This window comes from Nocardia sp. NBC_00511 (assembly GCF_045161165.1).
Classification (GTDB): domain Bacteria; phylum Actinomycetota; class Actinomycetes; order Mycobacteriales; family Mycobacteriaceae; genus Nocardia.
Genome location: NZ_CP107849.1, coordinates 1,758,613 through 1,783,311, shown reverse-complemented (window position 1 = coordinate 1,783,311; position 24,699 = coordinate 1,758,613). Strand labels below are relative to the sequence as shown.

At 67.6% G+C, this 24,699-nt stretch carries 27 protein-coding genes; 7 read left to right on the top strand and 20 right to left on the bottom strand.

What is annotated here, in order from left to right; genetic code table 11:
• Positions 1 to 12 precede the first annotated feature (12 nt).
• Positions 13 to 849 carry an SAM-dependent methyltransferase gene (locus tag OG300_RS08535; RefSeq protein WP_405493894.1) on the bottom strand — a complete coding sequence of 279 codons (837 nt, stop codon included), beginning with the start codon at positions 847 to 849 and terminating at the stop codon, positions 13 to 15.
• 230 nt (positions 850 to 1,079) lie between these two features.
• On the opposite strand from OG300_RS08535, the gene OG300_RS08530 reads away from it, so the two are divergent.
• The 4 genes from OG300_RS08530 to OG300_RS08515 all read left to right on the top strand — a co-directional run bounded on the left by OG300_RS08530 (position 1,080) and on the right by OG300_RS08515 (position 4,325).
• Complete coding sequence (locus OG300_RS08530; protein ID WP_405493892.1) at positions 1,080 to 1,988, top strand: Ku protein; 909 nt, start codon at positions 1,080 to 1,082, stop codon at positions 1,986 to 1,988.
• A gap of 74 nt (positions 1,989 to 2,062) precedes the next feature.
• Positions 2,063 to 2,638 (top strand): GNAT family N-acetyltransferase, encoded by a 576-nt coding sequence (locus OG300_RS08525; RefSeq protein WP_405493890.1) that lies wholly within the window; start codon positions 2,063 to 2,065, stop codon positions 2,636 to 2,638.
• A gap of 48 nt (positions 2,639 to 2,686) precedes the next feature.
• Entirely contained in the window at positions 2,687 to 3,178 is a 492-nt protein-coding gene (locus tag OG300_RS08520; protein WP_405493888.1) for a hypothetical protein, read from the top strand.
• Positions 3,179 to 3,362: 184 nt separating this feature from the next.
• Positions 3,363 to 4,325, top strand: a complete 963-nt coding sequence (locus OG300_RS08515) for an SMP-30/gluconolactonase/LRE family protein (RefSeq protein WP_405493886.1) — start codon at positions 3,363 to 3,365, stop codon at positions 4,323 to 4,325.
• A 394-nt stretch (positions 4,326 to 4,719) separates the two neighbouring features.
• Here OG300_RS08515 and OG300_RS08510 read toward each other — a convergent pair whose 3' ends face one another.
• From OG300_RS08510 to lexA, 3 genes are all read right to left on the bottom strand, one after another.
• The gene (locus OG300_RS08510) at positions 4,720 to 5,343 is read right to left on the bottom strand and encodes a hypothetical protein (RefSeq protein ID WP_405493884.1); all 624 of its coding nucleotides are present in this window, start codon (positions 5,341 to 5,343) and stop codon (positions 4,720 to 4,722) included.
• Between the two features lie 108 nt (positions 5,344 to 5,451).
• Positions 5,452 to 5,910, bottom strand: coding sequence for a DUF4189 domain-containing protein (locus tag OG300_RS08505; RefSeq protein WP_405493882.1), 459 nt, complete (start codon positions 5,908 to 5,910; stop codon positions 5,452 to 5,454).
• A gap of 51 nt (positions 5,911 to 5,961) precedes the next feature.
• The gene (gene lexA, locus OG300_RS08500; RefSeq protein WP_405493880.1) at positions 5,962 to 6,621 is read right to left on the bottom strand and encodes a transcriptional repressor LexA; all 660 of its coding nucleotides are present in this window, start codon (positions 6,619 to 6,621) and stop codon (positions 5,962 to 5,964) included.
• 74 nt (positions 6,622 to 6,695) lie between these two features.
• Here lexA and OG300_RS08495 point away from each other — a divergent pair, with 74 nt between their 5' ends.
• Complete coding sequence (locus OG300_RS08495; protein WP_405493878.1) at positions 6,696 to 7,784, top strand: ADP-ribosylglycohydrolase family protein; 1,089 nt, start codon at positions 6,696 to 6,698, stop codon at positions 7,782 to 7,784.
• Positions 7,785 to 7,846: 62 nt separating this feature from the next.
• Here the strand turns inward: OG300_RS08495 and OG300_RS08490 are convergent, their stop codons facing one another.
• The 7 genes from OG300_RS08490 to OG300_RS08460 form a co-directional block, all read right to left on the bottom strand.
• Positions 7,847 to 8,203: a metal-sulfur cluster assembly factor gene (locus OG300_RS08490; protein ID WP_405493876.1), complete on the bottom strand. Its 357-nt coding sequence runs from the start codon at positions 8,201 to 8,203 to the stop codon at positions 7,847 to 7,849.
• 3 nt (positions 8,204 to 8,206) lie between these two features.
• The gene (sufU, locus tag OG300_RS08485) at positions 8,207 to 8,680 is read right to left on the bottom strand and encodes a Fe-S cluster assembly sulfur transfer protein SufU (RefSeq protein WP_405493874.1); all 474 of its coding nucleotides are present in this window, start codon (positions 8,678 to 8,680) and stop codon (positions 8,207 to 8,209) included.
• 3 nt (positions 8,681 to 8,683) lie between these two features.
• Entirely contained in the window at positions 8,684 to 9,937 is a 1,254-nt protein-coding gene (locus OG300_RS08480; protein WP_405493872.1) for a SufS family cysteine desulfurase, read from the bottom strand.
• Entirely contained in the window at positions 9,938 to 10,711 is a 774-nt protein-coding gene (sufC, locus tag OG300_RS08475; protein WP_405493870.1) for a Fe-S cluster assembly ATPase SufC, read from the bottom strand.
• A 62-nt stretch (positions 10,712 to 10,773) separates the two neighbouring features.
• Positions 10,774 to 11,952 carry a Fe-S cluster assembly protein SufD gene (gene sufD, locus OG300_RS08470; protein ID WP_405493868.1) on the bottom strand — a complete coding sequence of 393 codons (1,179 nt, stop codon included), beginning with the start codon at positions 11,950 to 11,952 and terminating at the stop codon, positions 10,774 to 10,776.
• Complete coding sequence (sufB, locus tag OG300_RS08465; RefSeq protein ID WP_405498506.1) at positions 11,952 to 13,358, bottom strand: Fe-S cluster assembly protein SufB; 1,407 nt, start codon at positions 13,356 to 13,358, stop codon at positions 11,952 to 11,954. The genes sufD and sufB overlap by 1 nt, the downstream gene beginning before the upstream one ends.
• Positions 13,359 to 13,405: 47 nt before the next feature.
• Entirely contained in the window at positions 13,406 to 14,206 is an 801-nt protein-coding gene (locus tag OG300_RS08460) for a helix-turn-helix transcriptional regulator (RefSeq protein ID WP_405493866.1), read from the bottom strand.
• A gap of 282 nt (positions 14,207 to 14,488) precedes the next feature.
• Between OG300_RS08460 and OG300_RS08455 the strand changes: the two genes are divergently transcribed.
• Positions 14,489 to 15,499 carry an LLM class flavin-dependent oxidoreductase gene (locus OG300_RS08455; RefSeq protein WP_405493864.1) on the top strand — a complete coding sequence of 337 codons (1,011 nt, stop codon included), beginning with the start codon at positions 14,489 to 14,491 and terminating at the stop codon, positions 15,497 to 15,499.
• A gap of 139 nt (positions 15,500 to 15,638) precedes the next feature.
• On the opposite strand, the gene OG300_RS08450 is transcribed toward OG300_RS08455, so the two are convergent.
• The 3 genes from OG300_RS08450 to OG300_RS08440 all read right to left on the bottom strand — a co-directional run bounded on the left by OG300_RS08450 (position 15,639) and on the right by OG300_RS08440 (position 18,524).
• Complete coding sequence (locus OG300_RS08450; protein WP_405493862.1) at positions 15,639 to 16,208, bottom strand: peptide deformylase; 570 nt, start codon at positions 16,206 to 16,208, stop codon at positions 15,639 to 15,641.
• A gap of 55 nt (positions 16,209 to 16,263) precedes the next feature.
• On the bottom strand, positions 16,264 to 18,006 hold the full coding sequence (locus tag OG300_RS08445; protein ID WP_405493860.1) for a pyruvate dehydrogenase: 1,743 nt from the start codon (positions 18,004 to 18,006) through the stop codon (positions 16,264 to 16,266).
• 101 nt (positions 18,007 to 18,107) lie between these two features.
• On the bottom strand, positions 18,108 to 18,524 hold the full coding sequence (locus tag OG300_RS08440) for a DoxX family protein (protein ID WP_405493858.1): 417 nt from the start codon (positions 18,522 to 18,524) through the stop codon (positions 18,108 to 18,110).
• A 30-nt stretch (positions 18,525 to 18,554) separates the two neighbouring features.
• On the opposite strand from OG300_RS08440, the gene OG300_RS08435 reads away from it, so the two are divergent.
• A complete protein-coding gene (locus OG300_RS08435; protein WP_405493856.1) occupies positions 18,555 to 19,451 on the top strand; it encodes a sigma-70 family RNA polymerase sigma factor in 897 nt (298 codons plus the stop codon).
• A 169-nt stretch (positions 19,452 to 19,620) separates the two neighbouring features.
• On the opposite strand, the gene OG300_RS08430 is transcribed toward OG300_RS08435, so the two are convergent.
• The 6 genes from OG300_RS08430 to OG300_RS08405 all read right to left on the bottom strand — a co-directional run bounded on the left by OG300_RS08430 (position 19,621) and on the right by OG300_RS08405 (position 24,626).
• Complete coding sequence (locus OG300_RS08430; protein WP_405493854.1) at positions 19,621 to 20,460, bottom strand: MerR family transcriptional regulator; 840 nt, start codon at positions 20,458 to 20,460, stop codon at positions 19,621 to 19,623.
• A 137-nt stretch (positions 20,461 to 20,597) separates the two neighbouring features.
• On the bottom strand, positions 20,598 to 21,920 hold the full coding sequence (locus tag OG300_RS08425) for a cryptochrome/photolyase family protein (RefSeq protein WP_405493852.1): 1,323 nt from the start codon (positions 21,918 to 21,920) through the stop codon (positions 20,598 to 20,600).
• A 261-nt stretch (positions 21,921 to 22,181) separates the two neighbouring features.
• Positions 22,182 to 23,201, bottom strand: a complete 1,020-nt coding sequence (locus tag OG300_RS08420) for a zinc-binding dehydrogenase (protein WP_405493850.1) — start codon at positions 23,199 to 23,201, stop codon at positions 22,182 to 22,184.
• 49 nt (positions 23,202 to 23,250) lie between these two features.
• Entirely contained in the window at positions 23,251 to 23,838 is a 588-nt protein-coding gene (locus OG300_RS08415; RefSeq protein WP_405493849.1) for a TetR/AcrR family transcriptional regulator, read from the bottom strand.
• A 102-nt stretch (positions 23,839 to 23,940) separates the two neighbouring features.
• Positions 23,941 to 24,342: a DUF302 domain-containing protein gene (locus OG300_RS08410; RefSeq protein ID WP_405493847.1), complete on the bottom strand. Its 402-nt coding sequence runs from the start codon at positions 24,340 to 24,342 to the stop codon at positions 23,941 to 23,943.
• 14 nt (positions 24,343 to 24,356) lie between these two features.
• Positions 24,357 to 24,626, bottom strand: coding sequence for a metal-sensitive transcriptional regulator (locus OG300_RS08405; RefSeq protein ID WP_405493846.1), 270 nt, complete (start codon positions 24,624 to 24,626; stop codon positions 24,357 to 24,359).
• Between the last annotated feature and the right edge of the window lie 73 nt (positions 24,627 to 24,699).

Sequence of the window (24,699 nt, the reverse complement as noted above, 5' to 3'; positions counted from 1 at the left end):
CGGGGCCGTCGCCTAGGGTTTGTGCCCGACACCACCGACGATGCAGTGCCGGACCGCGCTGAGCATTCGCATGCGTGGGCCGTCCTGCCACCAGTCGTCGCAGAGCACCAAGCCGGGATCGATCATTTCCAGATCGCCGAACATGGCCTGGATTTCGTCACGGGTGCGGAAGCGGCCGCTGCCCATCGGGCTGTGGATGAACTTGTCCTCCATGTTCGCCGCGAGCTCGCTCAGCTCGGGCTCCCGCGGGTCCTGCGGGTCGAAGAAGTGGGAGATCACCACGAACGATCCGGCGGGCAGGGCGTCGATGTAGGTCTGCATCAACGTGGGCGCGTCCGCACCGAGGTAGTGGTGCAGGGTCCCGACCTGCAGCAGCGCCACCGGACGGGTGAAATCCAAGTGCTCGAGCACCGATTCGTTCTTCAGCACTTCCAGCGGCTGGAAGATATCGCAGGTGGCGATCGTGGCTTTGTCGTTCTCGGCCAGCAGTGCTCGGCCGTGTGCGAGGACCATGGGATCGTTGTCCACGTACATCACCCGAGCGTCGGGGTTGATCCGTTGCACCACCTGATGGGTGTTCTCCGCCGTCGGCAACCCGGAACCGAGATCCAGAAATTGCTCGATGCCTGCCGAACGCGTCAGAAAACGGCACACGCGGATCAGGAAATCACGATTGGCCCACGCCAGGTCGGTGGCCTGCGGTGCGACCGACTGCACCCGGGCCAGCACTTCACGATCGACCTCGAAATTGTCCTTCCCGTTCAGAAAGGCGTCGTAGACCCGCGCGATGCTGGCCCGCGAGGTGTCCACCCCGACCGGCACCGAGCTCGGGTAGTCGGATGTGGGCATCGCTGACTCCTGGGTGTCGTACGTCCGGATCGCCCCAAGTATGCGGCAGACAGGTTGCCGGCATCGCGTGAATGCGTTGATCGCCAACAATTTTCGGCGACTACCGTCAAGGCGACCCGGTCGTCTCACCCGGCCACACCGGACAACGCGATCAGGGGCAGATGAGCGGGCTTGTCCAGTTCGGCGGCGCGTAACCTGCCACCACCCCCGGCCCGAAGTACGATCGGACCATGCGGTCCATTTGGAAGGGCTCCATCGCGTTCGGGCTGGTGAACGTCCCGGTGAAGGTCTATACCGCCACCGAGGACCATGACATCAAGTTTCACCAGGTGCACGCCGCCGACGGGGGGCGGATCCGCTATGAGCGGGTCTGCACCGTGGATGGGCAGCCGGTTCAGTATGCCGATATCGACAAGGCCTACGAGTCGCCCGATGGTGATCGGGTGATTCTCACCGATGAGGATTTCTCGAAGCTGCCCGCTGCGGAGAAGCACGAGATTCCGGTGTTGCAGTTCGTGCCGTCGGAGCAGATCGATCCGATCCTTTTCGACAAGAGCTATTACCTCGAACCGGATTCCACGACGCCGAAAGCCTATGTGCTGCTGGCGAAAACGCTGGAAACCGTGGATCGGGTGGCACTGGTGCATTTCACGCTGCGGCAGAAGACGCGGCTGGGGGCGCTGCGGGTGCGGGACGGGGTGCTCGTGTTGCAGACGCTGCTGTGGCCGGACGAGGTGCGGGCGGCGGTGTTCGAGAAGCTCGACGGTGTGCCGGCGCCGCGGCCGCAGGAATTGCAGATGGCCGAGTCGCTGGTGGATACGCTCTCCGACGATTTCGATCCGAGTCTCTACGTGGACGAATATCAGATCGAATTGAAGAAGATGCTCGACGACGCCATCGCCAATGGCAGCAACAAGGTCACCCGCGCGCCCGAACCGGCCGCGCCGGAAATGGATGCCGAGGTGGTCGACCTGGTCGCCGCGTTGCAACGCAGCCTCGAAGCCTCCGGCCGCAAGGCATCGGCTCCGGCCGCTGCCGCGAAGGCCGAGAAGCCCGCCGCGAAGAAGGCCGCGGAAAAGAAGCCCGCCAAGAAGGTCGCGAAGAAGGCTCCGGCCAAGCAGACTCGCAGGGGCGCGTGATACCACGCCGCGCCCGCGATGACGGCGCCCGGCAGGTCCCGGAGTAGCAGCACACGCCTGGCAAACTAGAAGTCATGGAATCCGACATATCCATTCCGGATATCGCTGTCGTCCCGATGGGACTCGGGCACCTGCGCCAGGTCATCGACCTCGGCTACCAGGTGTTCGACACCCACGCCAAGCCGTACACCTCGTGGTCGCTGACCTCGGTGGCCGAGCACCTCGACAGTGCCGGGCGGTCGTGCTGGGTGGCGGTGGATTCCGATCGGGTCGTCGGATTCGTGCTGGGCTCCATGGAATTCGAGCTGCGCGAGGACTGGGCATACCTGGAGTGGATCGCGGTCGCGCCGGACATGCAGGGGCGCGGCGTCGCGGGCAAACTCATGACCGCCTGCTGCGACCTGCTGTTCAAGCACGGCGCGGGACGCATCGTCACCGATGTCGAGAACCACAACATCGCCTCGGCGTCGATGATGCGCAAGAACGGTTTCACCGAGGGCACCACCGTCACCCTGTTCGTGCGACCCAACCCGGACGAGCAACTCGCCGGTGACGACGAGCAGGTCACGCTGGGTCCCGGCACCAAGCGGGATCTGATCCGCCGCGGCCGCATCGCCGGTGACGGCAGGCACGGGCGGCCCGCGCGCTAGCCCGGTGGCCGCGGCAACCTGTCGGACCCGAGGCGTACGGTCTCGGCCATGACCGCTGTCGACGAAACCATGGCCGCCATCAACGAGGCCGTAACCCTTGGCCGCCAAGGCAATCCGGGGCAGGCGCGCGAACAGCTCGCCGCCCTGTGGGTGACCATCGGGGCGGGCGGGGACGCGCTGCACCGGGTTTCGCTGGCACACTTCCTCGCCGATCTCGAGGACCATGCGGCCGACGCGCTGACCTGGGATATCCGGGCGCTGGACGCGGCCGATTCGCTGACTCAGGAACGCGCCGAACGGCATCACGCGGGGCTGAGCGTCGCAGGCTTCTATCCCTCGCTACATCTGAACCTGGCCGACAACTACCGTCGCTTGGGCGCTTTCGAGACCGCGCATCGGCACCTGGATGCCGCGCGGGCCCGGTTGGACACCCTCGACGAGGACGGTTACGGGCTCGGCGTCCGGGCCGGAATCGCCAATGTCGAAGCGGCGCTGTCGAACAACTCCACCGAGCGGCTGGCCACACATCCGGCGGTGTAGCCGCCGACGCCGTTCAGGTCGCCCGAACCGCACACCGATGCGGACAAATCCACCGGACCCGTTGGTACTGTTCGGATTCACAGCGTGCGCGGCAGGCTGCTGAGAATCGGTCACATCGGCATTGCCGGAGCAAACCGGCCGGTATAGGCTGCCCGCGATCGTCAGCAATAAAGGGGAGACCTCGATGCCGGATCCACGGCCGGAAGCAGTTGTGCGGCAATCCGATTCCCGGGTCCGACGCTGGGCCGGACTCGGGGTGGCCTGCGCGCTCGCGGCCACCGCCGTGGCGCAACTCCCCGTGACGGCCGAGGCCGCGCCGCCCGCGTGCGCACCCGCGAAATCGGCGATCGCCCTGCCGACCCGGGCACCGCTGCTGGACTGGTCGGAGAATCTGGGCTTCGACGCCGCCGGGGACCTGTGGGTGGCCCGCATCTATCGGAATGCCGTGGAGCGCTACGACCGCGACGGCCATCTCGTGTCGAGCGTGCCGGTGACCAGCCCCGGCGCGATTCGCCTCGGCCCCGACGGCCTGCTCTACGTGACGTTCGGCAATACCCCGCTGTCCGCCGCCACCCATCAGGGCGGCGTGGTCCGATTCGACCCGACAGCCGCCACACCTCGGCCCGAGGTGTTCGCCACCGGACTCGGTCAGGCCAACGGCGCGGCGTTCGATGCCGCGGGCAATCTCTATGTCGCGGATACGAGTTCGGGCGTGGAGCGCATTCGCCGCGACGGAACCGTGGACACCGACTGGACGACCCGCGCCGAACAGGCCCTCGCCGCCCAGGGTCCGGGGGCCGATGGCATCGTGGCGGTCGGCGACACCCTGTATGTGACGCTGCTGGAGTCGCCGACCGGTCGCATCGTGGCACTCCCCATCGACGATCCCACCCAGGCATCCGTCGCGATCGAACTCGGCGGGTCCGCCCTCGGCCCCGACGATCTGACGGTCGGCCGCAACGGCATCCTCTATGTGGCCACGGTGACCGGGCAGCTGGTCCGCGTCGATCCGCTGGAGCACACCTCGTGCGTCGTGCTCTCCGGCCAGCCGATCACCTCCGTCGCGGTGAATCCGGCCGACGACCTGACGCTACTGATCGGCTCCGAGGGTGGCGATGTGGTGAAAGCCCACGTGCACGAGGACTAGAACCACGTCGACTTTTCGATACTTCGAGAATTCTCCTGAGCCCCGAAAAGTGGGGGCAGCGCGCTCACTTTGAAACGCGGTCGCTTCCTTTTGTCGATGGCTAGCATCGGCACGCGGAAGTTGGTTCTGAGTGGAGGTATTCGTGAAGCGTTGTGTCGCAGGACTTGTCGTAGCAAGCGGATTGATGAGCTGCGTGCTCGCCGGGTCGGCGCATGCCGCACCGGCGGCCACGCAGGATGTCGCCGGGACCGGAAGCAGCTCGAACCTCCCACCGGAGCTCAGGCCTTCCAATTGTTTCAACTATGACCTGAGCAAGCCCTGCCCTCCGGCAACCCTCTTGCAGTTGCTCGGGGGCATCATCCTGCTCGCCGGTTCTTCCGAGTCCTAGCCCGACCTAGTCGTCATCGCCCGCGCGGGCGCGGCCTTCCCGGAAGAAGTCGAGCAGGCTCTCCACGGTCGAGACCTCGCTGCGCGGGCGCTTGGCCCCGAACGGCGCGTTCCAGAACTCGCCCTGGCGGCGGGTCCACGGGCCGACGTAGGCGTAGGGCTGGGGGTTGTCCCAATCACCCGGCGACACACCGTAGTTGACCTCGTCGACGGCCACCGACAGGTCGAAATGCTCGGGCCACAGCACCGGCGGTTCGGCGGCGAAACGCCGTAACGCGGTGTCGCCCACCGCGAACCAGTCGTGCACGGTGGCCGCGGCGTCGTCGTCGACGGTGAAGGGTTCCTCCGGGTCCATGCGGGTGCCGTCGGAGTACAGGCCCTCGGGTGGGGCTTCGGCCTCGAAACCGGCGGCCGAGCCGAGGTCGGTGTAGGTGCCGTGCAGGCGCGTGCGGCCCTGCGGCCACACCAGATCGCTGCCGGTCACCGATACCGGCCATTTGATACCGGCGAAGCCGCCCAGCACGATTCGCATGCGGATACTGCCGAAACGACGGTACTGAGGACCCGCTATCAGCAGTTCGGCAGCCGCGTGCAACGCGAACCGGGTGTCTTCGTAGGTGATGTCGTCCACTCCGAAATCATCTCCGGCCGGGTGCGGGTGTTGCTGGGAAATGGAGCCTGGCAAACAAAACAGCGCCGGACCGGACAATCCGGCACGGCGCTGAATCGGTGGATCAGGTCACTTCGCGTTGTCGGTACAGACCGACATGATGACCTTGGCTTGCCGTCCGCCGGCCGACCCCGTGCTCGGGAACTGCGTGCCCTTGTTGAGCACATCCATGGCGGCCGATTCGGCCTCCACCTTCGACTTGGCCCAGGCCCAGCCGAAGCGACTGTCGGGACCGCCCACCGCGACGGCACCGCAGGCGTTGGCGAAGTGCACCACCACCTGACAGTCACCGCCACCGCACTGGCTGACAGCGGCCGCGTCGGCACTGTCCCAGCTGGTGTAGTTGACGGCGTAGACGACGTTTCTGGTGCTCTGTGACAGCGCCAAGGCGCCGAACAGGTCACCCGAGGTAGCGACGAACACCGGCTCACCATCCGCCGCTGAGGCGGATCCGGCGGCGGCCACGGTGCCCATCGCGGCCATCGACGTAACGGCGAGGCCGATACCGGCCTTGCGCAGCAACGACATTCGATACTCCCGGTAGTGATGGGTAATAACGGGCGTCATCATGCCAGAGCGTCAAACCCGCCGCATGACCGAGACGACCTTACCGAGTACGACCGCTTCATCACCATCGATGACCGGATATGCGGGGTTGCGTGGCTCCAGGTAGACGTGCCCTTTACTACGTCGATACACCTTCACCGTAGCCTCCCCGTCGATCATCGCCGCGACAATCTCGCCGGTATGTGCTTCGTGTTGCTGCCGGACCACGACGATGTCTCCGTCACAGATGGCGGCGTCGACCATGGAATCACCGCGCACCCGCAGCCCGAACACGGTGCCGCGACCGACCAGTTCGCGCGGCAGCGACAGCACATCGTCCGGATTCTGCTCGGCCAGAATGGGCGTACCAGCGGCGATGTCACCGACCACCGGGACAGCCACCGAATCGTCGTCGCGCTGCGCGGGCGCGGAGGACTTCAGGAACAGCCGCACATCCATCGGCCGGGTGACCGACTCGCTGCGCTTGAGGAACCCGCGATCCTCGAGTTCGCGCAGATGCCGCGACACCGACGAGGCCGACTTCAATCCGACCGCGTCGCCGATCTCCCGGGTGCTCGGCGAATATCCGTGCCGCTGCGCCCAATCCCGGATGCTGCACAGGATCTGCTGCTGCCGTTCGGGCAGCGTGGAGGTGTCGAGATGCTCGAATCCGTCGAAGTCGTCGTAGGTCACCGGGGAATCCTACGGGCGCGGTCCGACAGGTAGCGGGCAGACGCGCGCCGCGGCCGCATGAATAGGCTTGTGCCGTGCAAGATCACGAGACGTTGTTCGACCGGGTGCGCGGGTCGCTGCTGGGTGGGGCGATCGGCGACGCCCTCGGCTGGCCCATCGAATTCGAGAGCCTGAACCGAATCCGCGAGCGCCACGGCGACGCCGGAGTCACCGGCTTCCTGCGCGCCCCCGACGCGACACACCCCCAGCAGATCACCGACGACACCCAGATGACCCTGTTCACCGCCGAGGGCCTGCTGCGGTGCCCGCCCGGCGCGGACCCCAACCCGGTCCTGCGCCGCGCCTACCTGCGCTGGCTGGCCACCCAGAATCAGGAGAAACCCGATCCGGAACCGGACGGCTGGCTGGCCGGACTTCCCTTCCTCTACGCCGTCCGCGCCCCCGGCAACGCCTGCATGAGCGGCCTGCGCCGCCAATCCGAGGGCTACCTCCCACCCCTCGAATTCGGCGACCCCGGCCCCGTGAACCCCAAATCCAAGGGCTGCGGCACCGTAATGCGCTCGGCCCCCTTCGGTTTGGCCGCATTCGGCCCCGACCGCGCCTTCTACACCGCCATGCGCGCCGCCCAACTCAGCCATGGCCACCCCACCGCGTACCTGGCAGCGGGTGCGTTCGCGACGATCATCGACGCCGTCCTGACCGGGACCGAACTCCCGATCGCCGTGCGCGACACCATCAACCGCCTCAGCGTCATGCCGTCCAGCGCCGAGACCGTCGCAGCCCTGTCCACTGCCCTGGCCATCGCCCACCTGGGCCCCGCCACCCCCGAACGCCTCGAACTCGTCGGTGCTGGCTGGGTAGCCGAAGAATGCCTCGCCATCGCCGTCTACAGCGCCCTGCACACCTACCGCACCGGCGACGTCCGAGCCGGACTCCTGCTGTCGGTCAACCACTCCGGCGATGCCGACTCCACCGGCGCAGTAGCAGGCAACCTCATCGGCGCCATGTACGGCCTCTCCACCCTCCCCATCGAATGGGTCTCGGTAATCGAAGGCCGTGACGAATTACTCCGAGTAGCAGACGATCTCGTCCTCAACTTCTTCTACCAGGACCGCGCCGCCCTTGCCGACCGCTACCCCCTCGACTCCGAACTCCCCCACTGACCGGGCACGAAAAAGCCCGGCAGCGAAGCATTTCGCTGCCGGGCCTTTCGAATTGTCTACGGCTACACCGTGAAGCCGAGGGCGCGGAGCTGCTCGCGGCCGTCGTCGGTGATCTTGTCGGGGCCCCACGGGGGCATCCAGACCCAGTTGATCTGGAGTTCCTCGGCGAGGCCGGAGCGGACCAGGGCGTTGCGGGTCTGGTCCTCGATGACGTCGGTCAGCGGGCAGGCCGGGGAGGTCAGGGTCATGTCGAGTTTGGCGATGCCGTCCTCGAAGGCGAGACCGTAGACGAGGCCCAGGTCGACCACGTTGATGCCGAGTTCGGGGTCGACGACGTCGCGCATCGCCTCCTCCATGTCCTCGAGGTGCTGGATTTCCTCGGGGGTCAGTTCGACGGCCTGCTGTTCGGTTTCGCTCATCTCTTACTCCCCGTTGCCCATCGTCTTCTTGACTTCCTCCGCGGAGGCTATCCGAACCACCGCGTCCTTGAACGCCATCCAGCCCAGCAGCGCGCACTTCACGCGCGCGGGATACTTCGAGACGCCCGCGAAGGCGACGCCGTCGCCGATCAGGTCCTCGTCACCCTCCAGGGTGCCGCGGCTGGTGATCATCTCGTCGAACGCCGCGACCACCTTCAGCGCCTGCTGCAGCGGCAGGCCGATGACCTGGTCGGCGAGCACCGAGGTGGAGGCCTGGCTGATCGAGCAGCCCTGGCCGTCGTAGGACACGTCGCGCACATCGCCGTCGTCGTCGATGTGGACGCGCAGGGTCACCTCGTCACCGCAGGTCGGGTTGACGTGATGCACCTCCGCGCCGAAAGGCTCGCGCAGCCCCCGGTGGTGCGGGTGCTTGTAGTGATCCAGGATGACTTCCTGGTACATCTGCTCCATGCGCATGGTCTATGCAACTCCGAAGAAGCTCTGGGCCTTCCGCACCGCGGCCAGCAGCTGATCGACCTCGTCGATCGTGTTGTACAGCGCGAAGGAGGCCCGCGCGGTCGCCGCGATGCCGAAGTGGCGGTGCAGCGGCCACGCGCAGTGGTGACCGACCCGGATGGCGACACCCTGATCGTCGAGAATCTGGCCGACGTCGTGCGCGTGCACCCCGTCCACCACGAAGGACACCGCGCCACCGCGATTCACGTTCTCGGTGGGGCCGATGATGCGCACACCGTCGATCGCGCCGAGGCCCTCGAGCGCCGCGCTCACCAGCGTGTGCTCATGTGCCGCAACGGCATCCATGCCGATCTCGCCGAGATACCGTACGGCCGCGCCCAATCCGACGACCTGCGAGATCATCTGCGATCCGGCCTCGAACCGCTGCGGCGGCGGGGCGAAGGTCGAGTGGTCCATGTAGACGGTCTCGATCATCGAACCGCCGGTGATGAACGGCGGGGTGTCCTCGAGCAGCGCCCGGCGGCCGTACAGGATGCCGACACCCGAGGGGCCCAGCATCTTGTGGCCGGAGAACGCGGCGAAGTCCACGCCCAGCTCCCGGAGGTTCACCGCCGCGTGCGGCACCGACTGGCAGGCATCGAGCACCACGATGGCGCCGACTTCCTTTGCCCGGCGCACCAATTCGGCGACATCGGCCACCGCACCGGTCACATTGGACTGGTGCGTGAACGCGACAACCTTGGTGGCGGAGGACAATTCGAGCGAATCGAGATCGATGCGCCCGTCGTCGGTGATGCCGTACCACTTCAGCGTCGCACCGGTGCGGCGCGCGAGCTCCTGCCACGGAACGAGATTCGCGTGGTGTTCGAGCTCGGTGATGACGATCTCGTCACCCGGGCCGACCCGGTACGGGAAGCGGTCGTCGGAGAAGGCGTACGCCACCACGTTCAGCGACTCGGTCGCGTTCTTGGTGTACACGATCTCGTCCGCGCCGACGCCGACGAACGCCGCGATCGCCGCGCGCGCGGCCTCGTAGGCCTCGTTGGCCTCCTCGGCGAGCTGATGCGCGCTGCGATGCACGGCCGCGTTGTGCTCGAGCAGGAATTCCCGCTCGGCGTCGAGCACCTGCAGCGGACGTTGCGACGTCGCACCGGAATCCAAGTACGCCAACGGTTTCCCGTCGCGCACCGTCCGGCTCAGGATCGGGAAATCGGCCCGGATCCTGGCGACGTCGAGAGTCCCCACAGTGCTGGTCATTTAGGCTCCTACGGATGCAGATGTGAAGCGCACGTAGCCATTCGCGTCGAGTTCCTCGGCGAGCTCAGCGCCGCCCTCGGCAACGATCTTGCCGCCCACGAACACGTGGACGAAGTCGGGCTGGATGTAGCGCAAGATGCGGGTGTAGTGGGTGATCAGCAGCACGCCGCCGTCCTCCCGCTCCTTGTAACGATTCACACCCTCGGAAACAATCCGCAGCGCATCGACATCGAGGCCGGAGTCGGTCTCGTCGAGGATGGCGATCTTCGGCTTGAGCAGGCTCAGCTGCAGGATCTCCTGGCGCTTCTTCTCGCCGCCGGAGAAGCCCTCGTTCACCGAGCGGTCGACGAAGGCCGGATCGATCTCCAGCTCCGACATCGACTCCTTGACTTCCTTGACCCAGGTGCGCAGCTTGGGGGCCTCGCCGCGGATCGCGGTGGCGGCGGTGCGCAGGAAGTTGGAAACCGAGACACCCGGAACCTCGACCGGGTACTGCATGGCCAGGAACAGACCCGCGCGCGCCCGCTCGTCGACCGACATCTCCAGCACGTCTTCACCATCGAGGGTGATGGTGCCCGAGGTGACGACGTACTTGGGGTGCCCGGCGATGGCGTATGACAGGGTCGACTTGCCGGAACCGTTGGGGCCCATGATCGCGTGGGTCTCACCCGAGCGCACGGTCAGGTTCACGCCCTTGAGGATCTTGATGGGCTCGGCGGACTCGTCCGGGTTGGCGACCTCGACGTGCAGGTCCTTGATTTCCAGGGTGGTCATCGGATTCGAATTCCTTTGCGGGATGGGAAGTATGGGTGTCAGACGCCGGCGACGGCGGGCCGTCAAACTCCGACAGCGGCGAGTTCGGCCTCGATGGCCGCCTCGAGCCGCTCCCGGACCTCCGGAACGGTGATCTTCTGGATGATCTCGAAGAAGAAGCCGCGCACGACCAGACGCCGCGCCGCCTCCTCGCTGATACCGCGCGAACGCAGGTAGAACAGCTGCTCGTCATCGAAACGACCGGTGGCCGAGGCGTGTCCGGCCCCGACGATCTCGCCGGTCTCGATCTCCAGGTTCGGCACCGAGTCGGCACGCGCGCCGTCGGTGAGCACCAGGTTGCGGTTGGCCTCGTAGGTCTCGGTGCCCTCGGCGGCCGCGCGAATGAGCACGTCGCCCACCCACACGGTGCGCGCGTCCGGCTTGCTGGAGGACGGATCGCCCTGCAGCGCACCCTTGTACAGCACGTTGGACTTGCAGTTCGGGACCGCGTGGTCGATCAGCAGGCGCTGTTCGAAGTGCTGGCCGTCGTCGGCGAAGTACACGCCGAGCAGCTCCGCGTCGCCGCCGGGGCCGTCGTAGCGGACGGTCGCGGTCAGGCGCACCAGATCGCCACCGAGGGTGACGTTGGTGTGGCGCAGGGTGGCGTCGCGGCCCAGCTTGGCGTGGTGCGCGGTGGCGTGCACGGCGTCGTCGGCCCAGTCCTGGATGACGATGACGTTCAGCTTGGCGCTGTCACCGAGCACGAATTCCACGTTCTCGGCGTAGGTTCCGCTGCCACGCTGATCCAGCACCACGTTCGCGTGGGCGAAGCTGCCCAGCCGGATCTGGGTGTGCCCGTAGGCGGTCTTGCCCTCGCCCGGACCGGTGACGGTCACGACGACCGCGTCGGCCACTTCGGTTTCCGCGCCGATCGACACGATGGTCGCCTGCTCGAAACCCGAGTACGCCTGGGCGGCAACACGATCGGTGGGGGTACCCGCGACACCGAGGCGCGCGTCGTCGCGGCCGACGGTCTCGACCGTCACGCCCTCGACACTGTTCGCCTCGACGACAGCGGACCCGTCACGCACGGCGGAGCCGTCGTGCAGGCCGCGCAGGCGGCGCAGCGGGGTGAACCGCCACGCCTCGTCGTGCGCGGAGGGCACTTCGAAAGCGTTCACGTCGTAGGACGCGAACACCTCGCCCTTGTTGATGGCAGGCACACGGCCCTCGGCCGCAACGGCAACATTCTCGACCGTCATCAGCCGACGGCTCCTTCCATCTGCAGTTCGATCAGGCGGTTGAGCTCGAGCGCGTACTCCATCGGGAGCTCCTTGGCGATGGGCTCGACGAATCCGCGCACCACCATGGCCATCGCCTCGTCCTCGGTGAGGCCGCGGCTCATCAGGTAGAACAGCTGGTCCTCGGACACCTTCGAGACGGTCGCCTCGTGGCCCATGGTCACGTCGTCCTCGCGGATGTCGACGTAGGGGTAGGTGTCGGAGCGAGAGATGTTGTCCACCAGCAGCGCATCGCACTTCACGGTCGACTTCGAGCCGTGCGCACCCTTGTTCACCTGAACCAGGCCGCGGTAGGAGGCACGACCGCCACCACGCGCCACCGACTTCGAGATGATCGTCGAGGAGGTGTGCGGGGCCAGGTGCAGCATCTTGGCACCGGTGTCCTGGTGCTGACCCGCACCGGCGAACGCGATGGAGAGCACCTCGCCCTTGGCGTGCTCACCGGTCATCCACACGGCCGGGTACTTCATGGTGACCTTGGAACCGATATTGCCGTCGACCCACTCCATGGTCGCGCCCGCCTCGGCCTTGGCCCGCTTGGTGACCAGGTTGTAGACGTTGTTCGACCAGTTCTGGATGGTGGTGTAGCGGCAGCGGCCGCCCTTCTTCACGATGATCTCCACGACCGCGGAGTGCAGCGAATCCGAGCTGTAGATCGGTGCGGTACAACCCTCGACGTAGTGCACGTAGGCGTCTTCGTCGACGATGATCAGCGTCCGCTCGAACTGACCCATGTTCTCGGTGTTGATGCGGAAGTACGCCTGCAGCGGGATGTCCACGTGCACGCCCGGCGGGACGTAGATGAACGAACCACCCGACCAGGTGGCCGAATTCAGCGCGGAGAACTTGTTGTCGCCCGACGGGATGACCGAGCCGAAGTACTTCTGGAACAGCTCCGGGTGCTCCTTGAGCGCCGTGTCGGTGTCCAGGAAGATGACGCCCTGCTTCTCGAGGTCCTCACGGATCGAGTGGTAGACGACCTCGGACTCGTACTGCGCCGCGACACCGGAGACCAGCCGCTGCTTCTCCGCCTCGGGGATGCCCAGCTTGTCGTAGGTGTTCTTGATGTCCTCGGGCAGGTCGTCCCAGGTGGCCGCCTGCTTCTCCGAGGAGCGCACGAAGTACTTGATGTTGTCGAAGTGGATGCCGTCGAGGTTGGAACCCCAATTGGGCATGGGCTTCTTGTCGAAGATGCGCAGTGCCTTCAGTCGGAAGTCGAGCATCCACTCGGGTTCGCTCTTCTTCGCCGAGATGTCGCGGACGACCTCCTCGGACAGACCGCGCTTGGCGCTGGCACCGGCGACATCCTTGTCTGCCCAGCCGTACCCGTAGTTACCCAGGGACGCGATGGTCTCTTCCTGGGTCATGGGAGCCTGGTCAGAATCCGATTCGCGGCTCGCCGCGGCAGTCGTCGTCATTCGGCACTCCTTCCGGAGTCGTGTGTAGAAGTCGTTGCGGGCTGTGCAACGGGTTTCGGAACAAGCGGTACATGGGTGGTGCAGGCGCAGTCACCGTTGGCGATGGTCGCCAGGCGCTGCACATGGGTCCCGAGAATCTCCCGGAAGGCTTCCAGTTCGGCGGCGCACAGCTCCGGGAACTCTTCTGCCACATGCGAAACCGGGCAGTGGTGCTGGCAGATCTGAACGCCCGCACCGACTTTCCGGGTGGAGGCCGCGAAACCGGCGTCGGTGAACGCGTCCGCGATCTCCTCCGCCTTGGCCTCGGTCTCGGCCACCGTGTGCCCGGCGAGCTCGTCGACTCCGGCCACGATCGTCGCCACCCGCTTGCGCGCGAAATCGACGATGGCTTGATCACCACCGATCTCCCGCAGCTGCCGCATGGCGGCACCGGCGAGGTCATCGTAGGCGTGACCCAAACGAGCACGGCCGGTGGCCGTCAACTGGAACTGCTTGGCCGGACGGCCGCGGCCCTTCTGCTGCCACGGCTGCGAACGCGCGGCCCGCGCCTCCCCCGACTCGATGAGTGCGTCGAGGTGGCGGCGCACGCCGGCCGGGCTCAGGCCGAGCCGTTCACCGATGGCGGTCGCGGTGATCGGACCGTCCTCGAGCAGCAGCCGGATCACGGCCTCCCGCGTATGCCCGTCACCCGCCGGTCCGGACGCAGCATTGGACCGGGCACCCTCTGGCTGGTGCCCGGTCTGTTGCGCATTCCGCAAACCCACGGTTTTCACAACATCAGTGTGACGGAATTCCATCCCGTGTTCCAGTAAGGGTCCCCTGACCTAACTCCCCCCGACCAGCGACGATGCTCCAACTGTGATCCGGGACACCATATATCTGGAAAATTCCGCCTTCCGGAAGCGGGTTTTCGGCGGGTGACCGACGTGCCCGAGCAGTATTTCCGGTAGCTCGACGGTCGCGGGCGCGGGGGTCGGACGCGAGCCGGGCATAAGTTCGGGCTTCGGAGGATTGTCATGTGGGAGCGGGTTCGGCCCGCGCGTGAACAGGATCCGCCGATTCCGAAAGCCGGTGTACGCATGCCCATCGCAGTGTCCCTCCTCGACCTCGCGTCGATCGCGCCCGGTCAGACCGCCCGCGACAGCTTCGCCAACAGTGTCGAGACGGCGCGGGCCGCGGAGCGCAGCGGATATCGCCGGGTCTGGTACGCCGAGCACCACAACATGTCCTCGATCGCGTCGAGCGCGACCAGCGTGCTGATCGGATATGTGGCCGCGCACACCGAATCGATCCGGCTGGGCGCGGGCGGGATCATGCTGCCCAATCATTCGCCGCTGGTGATCGCCGAACAGTTCGGCACCCTCGAGACGCTGTTCCCGGGACGCATCGACCTCGGGCTGGGGCGAGCGCCGGGCAGTGATCAGAAGACCATGCTGGCGCTGCGCCGCAATGCCAGCTCGGCGGACAGCTTCCCGCAGGACGTGCTCGAATTGCAGGGGTACTTGAGCGGGAACTCGCGGATTCCGGGCGTGAAGGCCGTGCCGCGCGCGGAAGGCATTGTGCCGCTCTACATTCTGGGTTCGTCGCTGTTCGGGGCGCAGCTGGCCGCGCATCTGGGACTGCCCTACGCGTTCGCCTCGCACTTCTCGCCCGACGCCCTGCATCAGGCGGTACGGGCCTACCGCGACGGGTTCCAGCCCTCCGAGCAGCTGGCCGAACCGTATGTGATGGCGGGCGTGAACGTCTTCGCGGCCGACGATCACGACACGGCCGCCGAGCAGAAGACCATCTCCTACCGGGCCCGCACCCGCGCGTTCATCAAGCGCGGCGGCGCGGCCGGGGCCGACTACAGCGATGAGGAGATCGACCTGTTCCTGTCCTCGCCGCAGGGTGCACAGCTGGCGTCGATGACCAAGTACACCGCGGTCGGCACGGCTGCCGAAGTTGTTGCGTACCTGCAGGATTTCGCCGATTCCATCGGGGCCGACGAGCTGATCCTGGCCCACCACGCCCAGAACATCGACGACCGCATCCACTCGGTGGAGCTCACCGGCAAGGCGGTCGCGGCGCTGGAGCCGGTGACGTCCTAGCGGGCGGCGGCCGTCAATTCCATTGTCCGAGGCCGTGTTCGAGTAGGCGGGCGGCGCGGCGCAGGTCGGCACCGACGGCGGCGCGAATCCGATCGGGCGGGTGACCGGCACCCATGTGCAGGTGCAGACCGTCCCGGTCCTAGTCGTGGAAGGGGTCGGCGTCGCGACCGGGCAGCCAGTTGCGGCCCGCTTCGGTCCAGCCGTTGACCTTGATCATCTTCTTGGCGGCGCGCTGATTGCGGCCGATCAGGCGGTCGAGGTAGAGGTGGCCGCCGAGGTGGTCGACCTCGTGCTGCAGGCAGCGGGCCAGGTAGCCGGTGCCCTCGACGGTGACGGGGTTGCCCTCGACGTCGACGCCGGTCACCTTGGCCCAGCTCGCGCGGCCCGTGGGGAAGTACTCGCCCGGGACCGACAGACAGCCCTCGATATCGTCGTCGGGGTCGGGCATGGTCTCGGGGACCTCGGAGGTCTCCAGCACCGGGTTGATCACGTAACCACGGTGGCGGCCTTCGGAATTGACCAGGTCGTAGACGAAAACCGCACGGGGGTCACCGATCTGGTTGGCGGCCAGCCCCGCGCCGCGGGCGGCGGTGTTGGTCTCGAAGAGGTCCTCGACGAAGGCCGCGAGGTCCGCGTCGAATACCGTGACGGGCTCGGCCGGGGTGGACAGTATCGGGTCACCGGCGATCAGAATCGGTCGAACAGCCATGCCCTATTTGTCCCAGAACCGCCGGGCGCGGCGACATCCGGGGTCCCCATCAGGGTCATGGCCTGGGGATATTGCGCAGATTGCTGCGGGCCATGTCGATCATGCGGCCGACACCGCCGGTGAGCACGATCTTGCCCGCGGCCAACGCGAAGCCCTTCACCTGTGCGGCGTCGATCTTGGGCGGCAGCGACAACGCGTTCGGGTCGGTGACCACATCGACCAGCACCGGGCCCGGGTCGGCGAACGCCTTGGCCAGTGCCGCACGGACTTTCGACGGGTCGGTGACGCGGATCGACGGAATGCCGACGGCCGCGGCGATATCGGCGTAGTTCACCGGCTCCTGATCGGTCCCGAAATCCGGCAGACCGTCGACGAGCATCTCGAGCTTCACCATGCCGAGGGTGGAATTGTTGAACACCACGATCTTGACCGGCAGCCGGTGTCGCCAGACGGTGAGCAACTCCCCCATCAGCATGGCGAGGCCGCCGTCGCCGGACAGCGAGATCACCTGCCGCCCAGGCGAAGCCGACTGTGCGCCGATGGCGTGCGGTAGCGCGTTGGCCATGGTGCCGTGCCGCCAGGAACCCAGGATGCGGCGGCGACCGTTGGGGGTCAGGTAGCGGGCGGCCCAGACATTGCACATGCCGGTGTCGACGGTGAAGACCGCGTCCTCGTCGGCGATATCGTCGATCAGCGCGGCCACGTACTCCGGATGGATCGGCGTGTGATGTTCGATGTCGTGGGTGTAGGCGTCGACGACGTTCTCCAGCGCGGAGGCGTGGCGGCGCAGCATGTCGTCGAGGAACGCGCGGCTGGGTTTCTGATGCAGCAGCGGCAACACCGCCTCGATGGTGGCCCCGACATCACCGTGCACAGCCACCTCGACGGGGACGCGGCGGCCGATGTGCGCGGGGTCGCGGTCGATCTGGGCGATGCGGCCGTCCTTGGGCAGGAAGGTGTCGTAGGGAAAGTCGGTACCCAGCAGGATGAGCAGGTCGGCCTCGTTGGTCGCCTCGTAAGCCGCGCCGTAGCCGAGCAGACCGCTCATGCCCACGTCATAGGGGTTGTCGAACTGGATCCACTCCTTGCCGCCGAGGGCGTGGCCGATCGGGGCGTGCAGCCGCTCGGACAGTCGCAGGACCGCCGCGTGCGCGTTGCGGACGCCCGCGCCCGCGAACAGGGTGACGGTGTCGGCGTCGTTGATCGCCTCGGCGAGCCGGTCGACCTGGGCGGCGGGCGGGACCGAGATCGCGGTCTCGGTCACCAGATCCGAACGCACGCCACGGTTTTCGGCGTCGGCGCTGAGCACGTCGCCCGGCGCGACCAGTACCGAGACGCCGTGCCGGCCGAGCGCGGTCTGCATGGCGATGTAGGCCAGGCGCGGCAGTTGCTCGGGGGTGCTCATCATTTCGCAGAAGTGGCTGCACTCCAGGAAGAGTCGTTCGGGGTGGGTTTCCTGGAAGAATCCGGTGCCGATCTCCCGGGTGGGGATGTGCGAGGCGATAGCCAGCACGGGTGCGCCATTGCGGTGCGCGTCGTAGAGGCCCTGGATCAGGTGGGTGTTGCCGGGTCCGCAGCTGGCCGCGCAGACCGCGAGGCGACCGGTCAGCAGCGCCTCGGCACCGGCGGCGAACGCCGCGCTCTCCTCGTTGTGGCAGTGCACCCATTCGATGCCCTCGGTGCGGCGCAAGGCGTCGACGAACGGGTTCAGACTGTCGCCGACCAGCCCGTACACCCGTTCTACCCCGGCGGCGACGAGTACGTCGACCAGCTGGGAAGCGACCGAATTGCGCCCCATGATCTCTCCGTTCCAGTAGTCCGGGCGGATCATGACCGAAGGCCACTTTCGCACTGTATCGGAATCGGCGAACGAACGGTTGCCGCTTGATTGCCACAGGGTCATACCGGATTCGCTGGCGGTATGCGCCGACCCGGTGGGCGTAGCGCCCAGGACACGACGGTGAGGGCCGCCAGCACCGCCAGGACTGCGACTTCGCCGCGCGCGTAGCCAACGGTCAGGTGCGAGACGATCGCGCCGCTGTCGACGAAAATGATTCCGGCGTAAGCCCATTCCTTCACCAGCGGTGCGCGGGGTACCAGCAGGGCCGCCGCGCCCAGCAGCTTCCAGACGCCCAGCAGGACCAGGAAATAGGTCGGATAGTTTAGGTGGGTGACGGTGTCGCGGACGAACGGCAGCCGGGCCACATCCCACAGACCGCCGACGATCAGTTCCGCGACCACCAGCACTGTCGCCGTCCAGTAGATGATCGCGCGGGTCGGAATTGCCCTGGTGCGATCCGAAGTCGAAGTACTCATGCCCACCATGACGTTCCGAGGGCGCAGGAAATGTCCGTGGGCATCTCGAATCCTCCGACCGCACGGTTCGAACAGCAGCGTGGGCGGTTGCGCGCCCTGGCCCGGCGCATGCTGGGCACCGCGAGCGAGGCCGACGACGCGGTGCAGGAGACCTGGATCCGGTTGTCGCGCACCGATATCGACGGCATCGAGAACCTGGACGCCTGGCTGACGACCGTGCTGTCACGCCTGTGCCTGGACCTGCTGCGGACGCGTGCCGCCCGCCGTGAAGAACCATTGCGCTGGCCGGTGGCCGAGCCGGTGCCCGCCGCCGACCCGCAGGCCCGCGCGCTCGAGGACGAGTCCCTCGAACAGGCCGCGCTCGTGGTGATGCACCGACTGGCCCCCGCCGAACGCGTCGCCTTCGTGCTCCACGACATGTTCGCCGTGCCGTTCGACGAGATCGCCACCATCCTCGATCGCACGCCGAACGCGGTGCGGCTGCTGGCAAGTCGCGCCCGCCGCCGTGTCTACGACCCGGCCGCGGATCTGCGCCCGCACGCCGTCCGCGACCGCCGCGTGGTGCGCGCCTTCCTGGCAGCGGCCCGCGCCGGTGACCTGGATGCGGTACTGGCGCTGCTCGATTCGGAGGTCACCATCGAGGCCGACAGCGCCGCCTCCCCCACGGGCCAGCCGATCAGCGTTCGAGGGGCAGACGTCATCGCCCGGCAGGCGGTGCTGTTCGCCGCCCGATCCGATTACCACGCACTGATACTCGCGGCAGGCGCGCCCGCGGCCTTGGTAGCGCGGAACGGTGGCCCCTACGCCGTCATGACCTTCACCATCGCGGCCACCGGCATCACCCGGATCGAGATGGTCGCCGACCCCGACCAGATGATGCTCCTGCGCCCGGCGCTCCCGTCCCGACTGGAACAGTCCTCGCGATAGGTCATCGACCGACGCCACCACGGAGGCGCGGCATGAAACCCGCTCGGTCGCAGCATCATCAAGACCAGATCCCGGGCAACCTCGCACCTACGACCGCGTTCGGCAGCGACCGGGCCGTCTCGATGCAGGTCGAATCCAGCTCGGGCGGAGCCTGTTTCGTCCCGGGCGGTCAGGTCAGCGCGGCCAAGGCTCCGGCGAGATCCGTGAGACGAAGGACCGGGTCGGGCAGGGTGATGGGCCAGCCGGGACCGGCGGCGAAGACCACGGCACCGGCGGTGACCGCCGTTTGCAGGGCGGAGACGTTCGCGGTGTCGGGCGACTGGGACCAGAGCACCAGTGCTGGAACGTGTTCGGGTCGGTGCAGGGCGTCGGTGAGCGCCGATACCGGGAGGTCGGGGCCCAGCGGGTGGGCGGTGCGGTCGCGTTCGGCGAGGGCGGCGCGCAGGACTTCGAGTGGGAGGCTGTGGTGTTCGCGGGGGGTGCAGGCCAGCAGCAGCGGGCGGGAGTCGGTGGCCGCCGGGGGCGGGACCGCGCGGTGCAGGCTGCCGACCAGCGTCCACGACAGCAGGTGTTCGACGTCGACGCAGCCTTCGCCGCTGTCCTGGCGGGCCACCAGGTCGGCGAAGACCGGGCGGCACAGGCGTTCCCAGGTGGCCTCCACGCCGTGGTGACGCAGCTGGGCGTCCAGCAGTTCGGCGACCGCGGTGGCGTCGAGGCGGAAGACGGCCGCGCGCAGGTCGGCGATGGCCTCGCCGGGGCCGGGTATCGGCGTGGTGGCCTGGGCGACCCGAGCGGCGGCCGCTGTGCTCACGCCGGTGCGCACCAACTCCAGCATGCGTTGCGCCACAGCGATATCGGATTCCGAGTACAGGCGGTGACTGCCGGGCGTGTGCTCCTGCGGACCGATGCCGTAGCGGCGATTCCAGCTGCGCAGCGTCGCCACCGGAATACCCAGGCGCTCGGCCACGATCCGCACCGGATAGGCGCGCAGGTGCGCGGCGGATGGCATGAGGCGGGTCTCCCGGTTCACTGGAACGACGCAGGCGTTCCGTCAGGATAACCACCGGTCGGGCAGGTATCCGGAATCCGCACCGGTTACCACCGTCAAGATCACCTTCGAAGCTGGGAAAGGACCCCGCGCCACCCTCACATGCCGTTGAATTCGATGATCGGCGCGGGGTAGTCCGGGACCAGGATGCGCCAGGGCTTGTGGACCGCGACGCCCGGGATGTCGGCGAGTTCGGGGAGCCAGCGGCGGACGTAGTCGCCGTCGGGGTCGTAGCGGTCGGCTTGGCGGATCGGGTTGAGGATGCGGTTGGGGCGGGTGTCGGTGCCGGTGCCGGCCGCCCACTGCCAGTTGAGCTGGTTGTTGGCGATATCGCCGTCGACGAGCCAGTGCATGAAGTGCGCGGCCCCGAGTCGCCAGTCCACGCCGAGGGATTTGGCCAGGAAGCTCGCGGCGATGAGCCGAGCGCGGCCGGGCATGAATCCTTCGGCCTGCAATTGCCGCATGGCGGCGTCGACGACCGGGTAGCCGGTGCGGCCGTCGCGCCAGGCGGCGAACGCCTGGGGGTCGCGGCGGCCGGGGGTGGGGCGCGGGCGGTAGTCGGTGCGGGCGAGATCCGGTCGCGCGGCGAGCATCTGGTGATGGAAGTCGCGCCAGGCGATCTGGCGGGCGAAGGCGTAGCCGCCGGGGGTGTCGAGATCGGTGCGGCGCACCACCTCCGCCGCCGAGAGGCAGCCGAAATGCAGGTAGGGCGACAGGCCGGAGGTGGCTCCGGCGAGGATGTCGTTGTCGGTGTGGTAACTCTCGACCGGGCCGGAAAGCCACTCGCGCAACAGTTTCCGCCCGGCCGTCTCACCGCCGACGGTCAGTCCCGGAGAGCCGGGGTCACTGCTCAGCTCCGAATAGGCGGGCAGTTCCACGCTCTCGATATCGACGGCACGCAGCCGGTCGGGGCGCGGAAGCGGCGCGCGCAGCGGCGTTTCCAGCCAGCGTCGCAGATAGGGCGAGAAGACCGCGAAATGATCGCGTCCGGTGGCGGGCCGCAGTTCACCGGTGTCGACGACGGTCACCGTCGCCGGATGCACGACCAGGCGGTAACCGGATTCCTGTGCGCGGCCACGCAACTCACGCTCCCGGCGGCGGCTGTAGTGGCTGACGTCCGCCGCCACGTGCACGCTCGCCGCCCCGGTCTCGACGGCGACGCGATCGACCTCCTCGACGACCGATCCCCGCCGCACGATCAGCCGCGCGCCGAGTTCGCGCAGTTCGGCGTCGAGGTCGGCGAGCGCGGCGAGCAGGAAGCGAAGCCGGTTGGCGGCCACGGGTTCTCGCCCCAGGATGCCGTCGTCGAGCACGAACAGCGGCACCACGGTGCCCGCGGCCACCGCCGCGGCGAGCACCGGATTGTCGTGCACCCGCAGATCGCGGGTGAACAGCGCGATCGCCACCGCACGCTCGGCCACATCGTTCCTTTCGCCGCACACGTTCGACACGGAAGTCCGGCACCGGCGGGGGTGGCGTCGGCGCGGAATCGGGCGGCTCATTGCCCCACTGCAAACGACGCGACCCCCGCCGGCGCCGGCGGGGATGTTTCATCGAGAGGATCTGGGCGGTGAGCCTAGCAGCAAACGATTCACATTCGATGCATCCGTGGCGAAGCTGCGTCGTGAGCACCGCGAATAACGAAGTAGCCGATGCCGAATCGATTCGGGTGCCCCTGCTGGTCAGCTCACCGCTACGAGCTTCATCGGCGTCTCGAGCAGCGCTTCCCGGGACTCGGCGAACGGCACCACCCGGGTGGTGACCAGGCCGGGATCGAAGCGGCCGGACGCGACGAGGTCGAGGACCGCAGGGATGGCGGTGCGGGCGTGGGCTCGGCCGGTGTGGAAAGTGCAGCAGCGCGAATACATTTCGAGCAGCGGCAACGCGACGTCCTGGGTCTGCACGCTGACGCTCGTGCAGACGCCGTCGTTGGCGGTCGCATTGACGGCCGCGACAAGGGCTTTCGCGCCACCCGCCGCCTCGACGGTGATGGGGAACCGGCCGACGCGTTCCTCCGGGCGGCCCTCGATCGGCTCGGCGCCGAGCTTCGCGGCAATCGCCAACCGGCCGGGATCGGTGTCGAGGTACACCACGCGCGCCGACCCCAGCGCCACGGCCAGACCGGCGGCGTAGAGCCCGATGGACGAGGCGGCCACGCCACCGAGCACCAGGACCTCGGCACCCGGATCGGCGGCCAGATGCGGCGCGACAGTGCGGTAGGCGTCCGGGATGTTGTCGCTGGCACTGGCCACCGCCACCGGATCCACCCCGGGCGGAAGCGGGACCAGCATGGCGTCGGCGTGCGGGACGAGCGTCAGGTCGGCCCACAGCCCGCCCCAGTTCAACCCGCCCATGACACCCAGTCCGAAGCTGGACATGAGCGGGTGCGACGTGCAATTGCCGGTACGCCCTCGCACACAGGAATCGCAAGTGCCACAGGAGATCTGGAAGGGGACGACCACCCGGTCACCCGGGCGGACGGTGGTGACGTCCGGGCCGACCGCGACCACCTCGGCCACACCCTCGTGGCCGAACGGGAACGGGCCAGGCAGCGGGAAGCGACCCCGCAGCACGGCCGGGTCGATGTCACAGGTGGCGAGGGCGACGGGGCGGACGAGGGCCTGGCCGGGGGCGTCGAGCACCGGTTCGGCGCATTCTTCCCAGCGCAGGGCCGAGGGGCCGTCGAGAACGAGGCGTTTCATGCTTCGATCATCCCTAGAACGATCGTTCTAGACAACCCACCCGGGGTGGCTAATGTCGGTCTGCCGCAGCCTTTTCCGCCAGGCTCAACCGGATCAGCCGGGCCATCGCCGCCGAGACCGTGTGCAGCGGCTCGTCGGAGCGCCGCACCCGCGCCAGAATCGTTGCCCCCTCGTATGAGGCGACCACCGTGGTCGCCAGCTCCCGCGCCTGGGACGGCTCCAATCCCATCTCGGTCAGCATCTCGGCGAAACCGTGGGCCATCGCGTCGAACGCGCTCACGCAGGCGGCGCGCACCGCGTCGACATCACTGCCGCCGTCGAGCGCGGGCGTGCCCACCGGACAGCCGTCGGTCCAGCCGGTATCGGCGAGTTTGGTGGCCATGAAATCGAACAGCGTTGCCGCCGTGCCGAACACATCGCCCGGAGCCTGCCGGATCATGCGCCCCACCAGCACTCCGGTGCCGGTGATCGCCGAGACCGCGATCTCCTCCTTGCCGCCGGGAAAGTGGTGATAGATCGACCCGTACGGCAGGCCCGCCGCCTCGCTGAGCTTCTTCAACCCGAATCCGTGATAGCCGTGACGGGCCAGCAACCCGGCCGCGGCCACCTCTATCCGGCGTTTCGACTCCGACACCATGCATCAAGCGTATGAGCGAGGTCCGACAGCGGCAGGGTGAATGCCGGACCTCACCGGTGGACAGCCGTCAATACGATTGCCCGCAGGGGTGTTTCGCGGCGCTCAGGCCACAGTCAGTGCGGCGATGGCGGCACGCAGCTTGGCGGTCGCGGCGTCGGCGACCTCACGCAGCGCGGGATCGCCCGCCACCTGCACCATCAGTTCCGGATTCATGGCCTCGACGATCACCGTCCCGGGCCGCGAAGAGTCCGCGCGCACAACCACATTGCACGGCAGCAGCAGTCCGATCTGACGGTCCACGGCGAGCGCCGCGTGTGCGAGCGGCGGATTGCACGCGCCGAGAATGAGGTAGTCCTCCATCTCGGCCCCGAGCTTGGCGTGCATGGTGGCGGTCACGTCGATCTCGGTGAGCACGCCGAAACCCTGGTCGGACAGGGCCTTCCGGGTGCGCTGCACCGCGTCGGCGAAATCGGTGGGCAGGGTGGTCGACAGTGCGAGGGTCATGACGATCCTTTCGATCAGGCCAGCGCCAGGAAGAGCTTCTCGAGCTCCGCTACGGTCATCGGCTCGGAGTTCTCCCCCCGCTGTCCGGTCAGGCAGTCGCGCAGTCCGGTGGCGACGATCTTGAATCCGGCGCGGTCCAGCGCCCGCGACACCGCGGCCAACTGGGTGACCACGTCTTTGCAGTCGCGCCCCTGCTCGATCATCGAGATGACGCCCGCGAGCTGCCCGTGCGCACGCCGCAGCCGATTGAGGACCTGCGCGATGCTCTCTTCGTCGCCGACCATGACCACTTCCCTTCCGGATCCCCTATCGCTCGAGTATACCCCCGGGGGTATCCAAAGATCGCGTCGGGTCCGC

What these genes read in the sequence shown, in the direction of transcription:
- OG300_RS08535 (WP_405493894.1), bottom strand. Translation starts at nt 849, where the DNA reads ATGCCCACATCCGACTACCCGAGCTCGGTGCCGGTCGGGGTGGACACC.
- OG300_RS08530 (WP_405493892.1), top strand. Translation starts at nt 1,080, where the DNA reads ATGCGGTCCATTTGGAAGGGCTCCATCGCGTTCGGGCTGGTGAACGTC.
- OG300_RS08525 (WP_405493890.1), top strand. Translation starts at nt 2,063, where the DNA reads ATGGAATCCGACATATCCATTCCGGATATCGCTGTCGTCCCGATGGGA.
- OG300_RS08520 (WP_405493888.1), top strand. Translation starts at nt 2,687, where the DNA reads ATGACCGCTGTCGACGAAACCATGGCCGCCATCAACGAGGCCGTAACC.
- OG300_RS08515 (WP_405493886.1), top strand. Translation starts at nt 3,363, where the DNA reads ATGCCGGATCCACGGCCGGAAGCAGTTGTGCGGCAATCCGATTCCCGG.
- OG300_RS08505 (WP_405493882.1), bottom strand. Translation starts at nt 5,910, where the DNA reads ATGTCGTTGCTGCGCAAGGCCGGTATCGGCCTCGCCGTTACGTCGATG.
- OG300_RS08490 (WP_405493876.1), bottom strand. Translation starts at nt 8,203, where the DNA reads ATGAGCGAAACCGAACAGCAGGCCGTCGAACTGACCCCCGAGGAAATC.
- sufU (WP_405493874.1), bottom strand. Translation starts at nt 8,680, where the DNA reads ATGCGCATGGAGCAGATGTACCAGGAAGTCATCCTGGATCACTACAAG.
- OG300_RS08480 (WP_405493872.1), bottom strand. Translation starts at nt 9,937, where the DNA reads ATGACCAGCACTGTGGGGACTCTCGACGTCGCCAGGATCCGGGCCGAT.
- sufC (WP_405493870.1), bottom strand. Translation starts at nt 10,711, where the DNA reads ATGACCACCCTGGAAATCAAGGACCTGCACGTCGAGGTCGCCAACCCG.
- sufD (WP_405493868.1), bottom strand. Translation starts at nt 11,952, where the DNA reads ATGACGGTCGAGAATGTTGCCGTTGCGGCCGAGGGCCGTGTGCCTGCC.
- sufB (WP_405498506.1), bottom strand. Translation starts at nt 13,358, where the DNA reads ATGACCCAGGAAGAGACCATCGCGTCCCTGGGTAACTACGGGTACGGC.
- OG300_RS08460 (WP_405493866.1), bottom strand. Translation starts at nt 14,206, where the DNA reads ATGGAATTCCGTCACACTGATGTTGTGAAAACCGTGGGTTTGCGGAAT.
- OG300_RS08455 (WP_405493864.1), top strand. Translation starts at nt 14,489, where the DNA reads ATGCCCATCGCAGTGTCCCTCCTCGACCTCGCGTCGATCGCGCCCGGT.
- OG300_RS08450 (WP_405493862.1), bottom strand. Translation starts at nt 16,208, where the DNA reads ATGGCTGTTCGACCGATTCTGATCGCCGGTGACCCGATACTGTCCACC.
- OG300_RS08445 (WP_405493860.1), bottom strand. Translation starts at nt 18,006, where the DNA reads ATGGGGCGCAATTCGGTCGCTTCCCAGCTGGTCGACGTACTCGTCGCC.
- OG300_RS08440 (WP_405493858.1), bottom strand. Translation starts at nt 18,524, where the DNA reads ATGAGTACTTCGACTTCGGATCGCACCAGGGCAATTCCGACCCGCGCG.
- OG300_RS08435 (WP_405493856.1), top strand. Translation starts at nt 18,555, where the DNA reads ATGTCCGTGGGCATCTCGAATCCTCCGACCGCACGGTTCGAACAGCAG.
- OG300_RS08430 (WP_405493854.1), bottom strand. Translation starts at nt 20,460, where the DNA reads ATGCCATCCGCCGCGCACCTGCGCGCCTATCCGGTGCGGATCGTGGCC.
- OG300_RS08420 (WP_405493850.1), bottom strand. Translation starts at nt 23,201, where the DNA reads ATGAAACGCCTCGTTCTCGACGGCCCCTCGGCCCTGCGCTGGGAAGAA.
- OG300_RS08415 (WP_405493849.1), bottom strand. Translation starts at nt 23,838, where the DNA reads ATGGTGTCGGAGTCGAAACGCCGGATAGAGGTGGCCGCGGCCGGGTTG.
- OG300_RS08410 (WP_405493847.1), bottom strand. Translation starts at nt 24,342, where the DNA reads ATGACCCTCGCACTGTCGACCACCCTGCCCACCGATTTCGCCGACGCG.
- OG300_RS08405 (WP_405493846.1), bottom strand. Translation starts at nt 24,626, where the DNA reads ATGGTCGGCGACGAAGAGAGCATCGCGCAGGTCCTCAATCGGCTGCGG.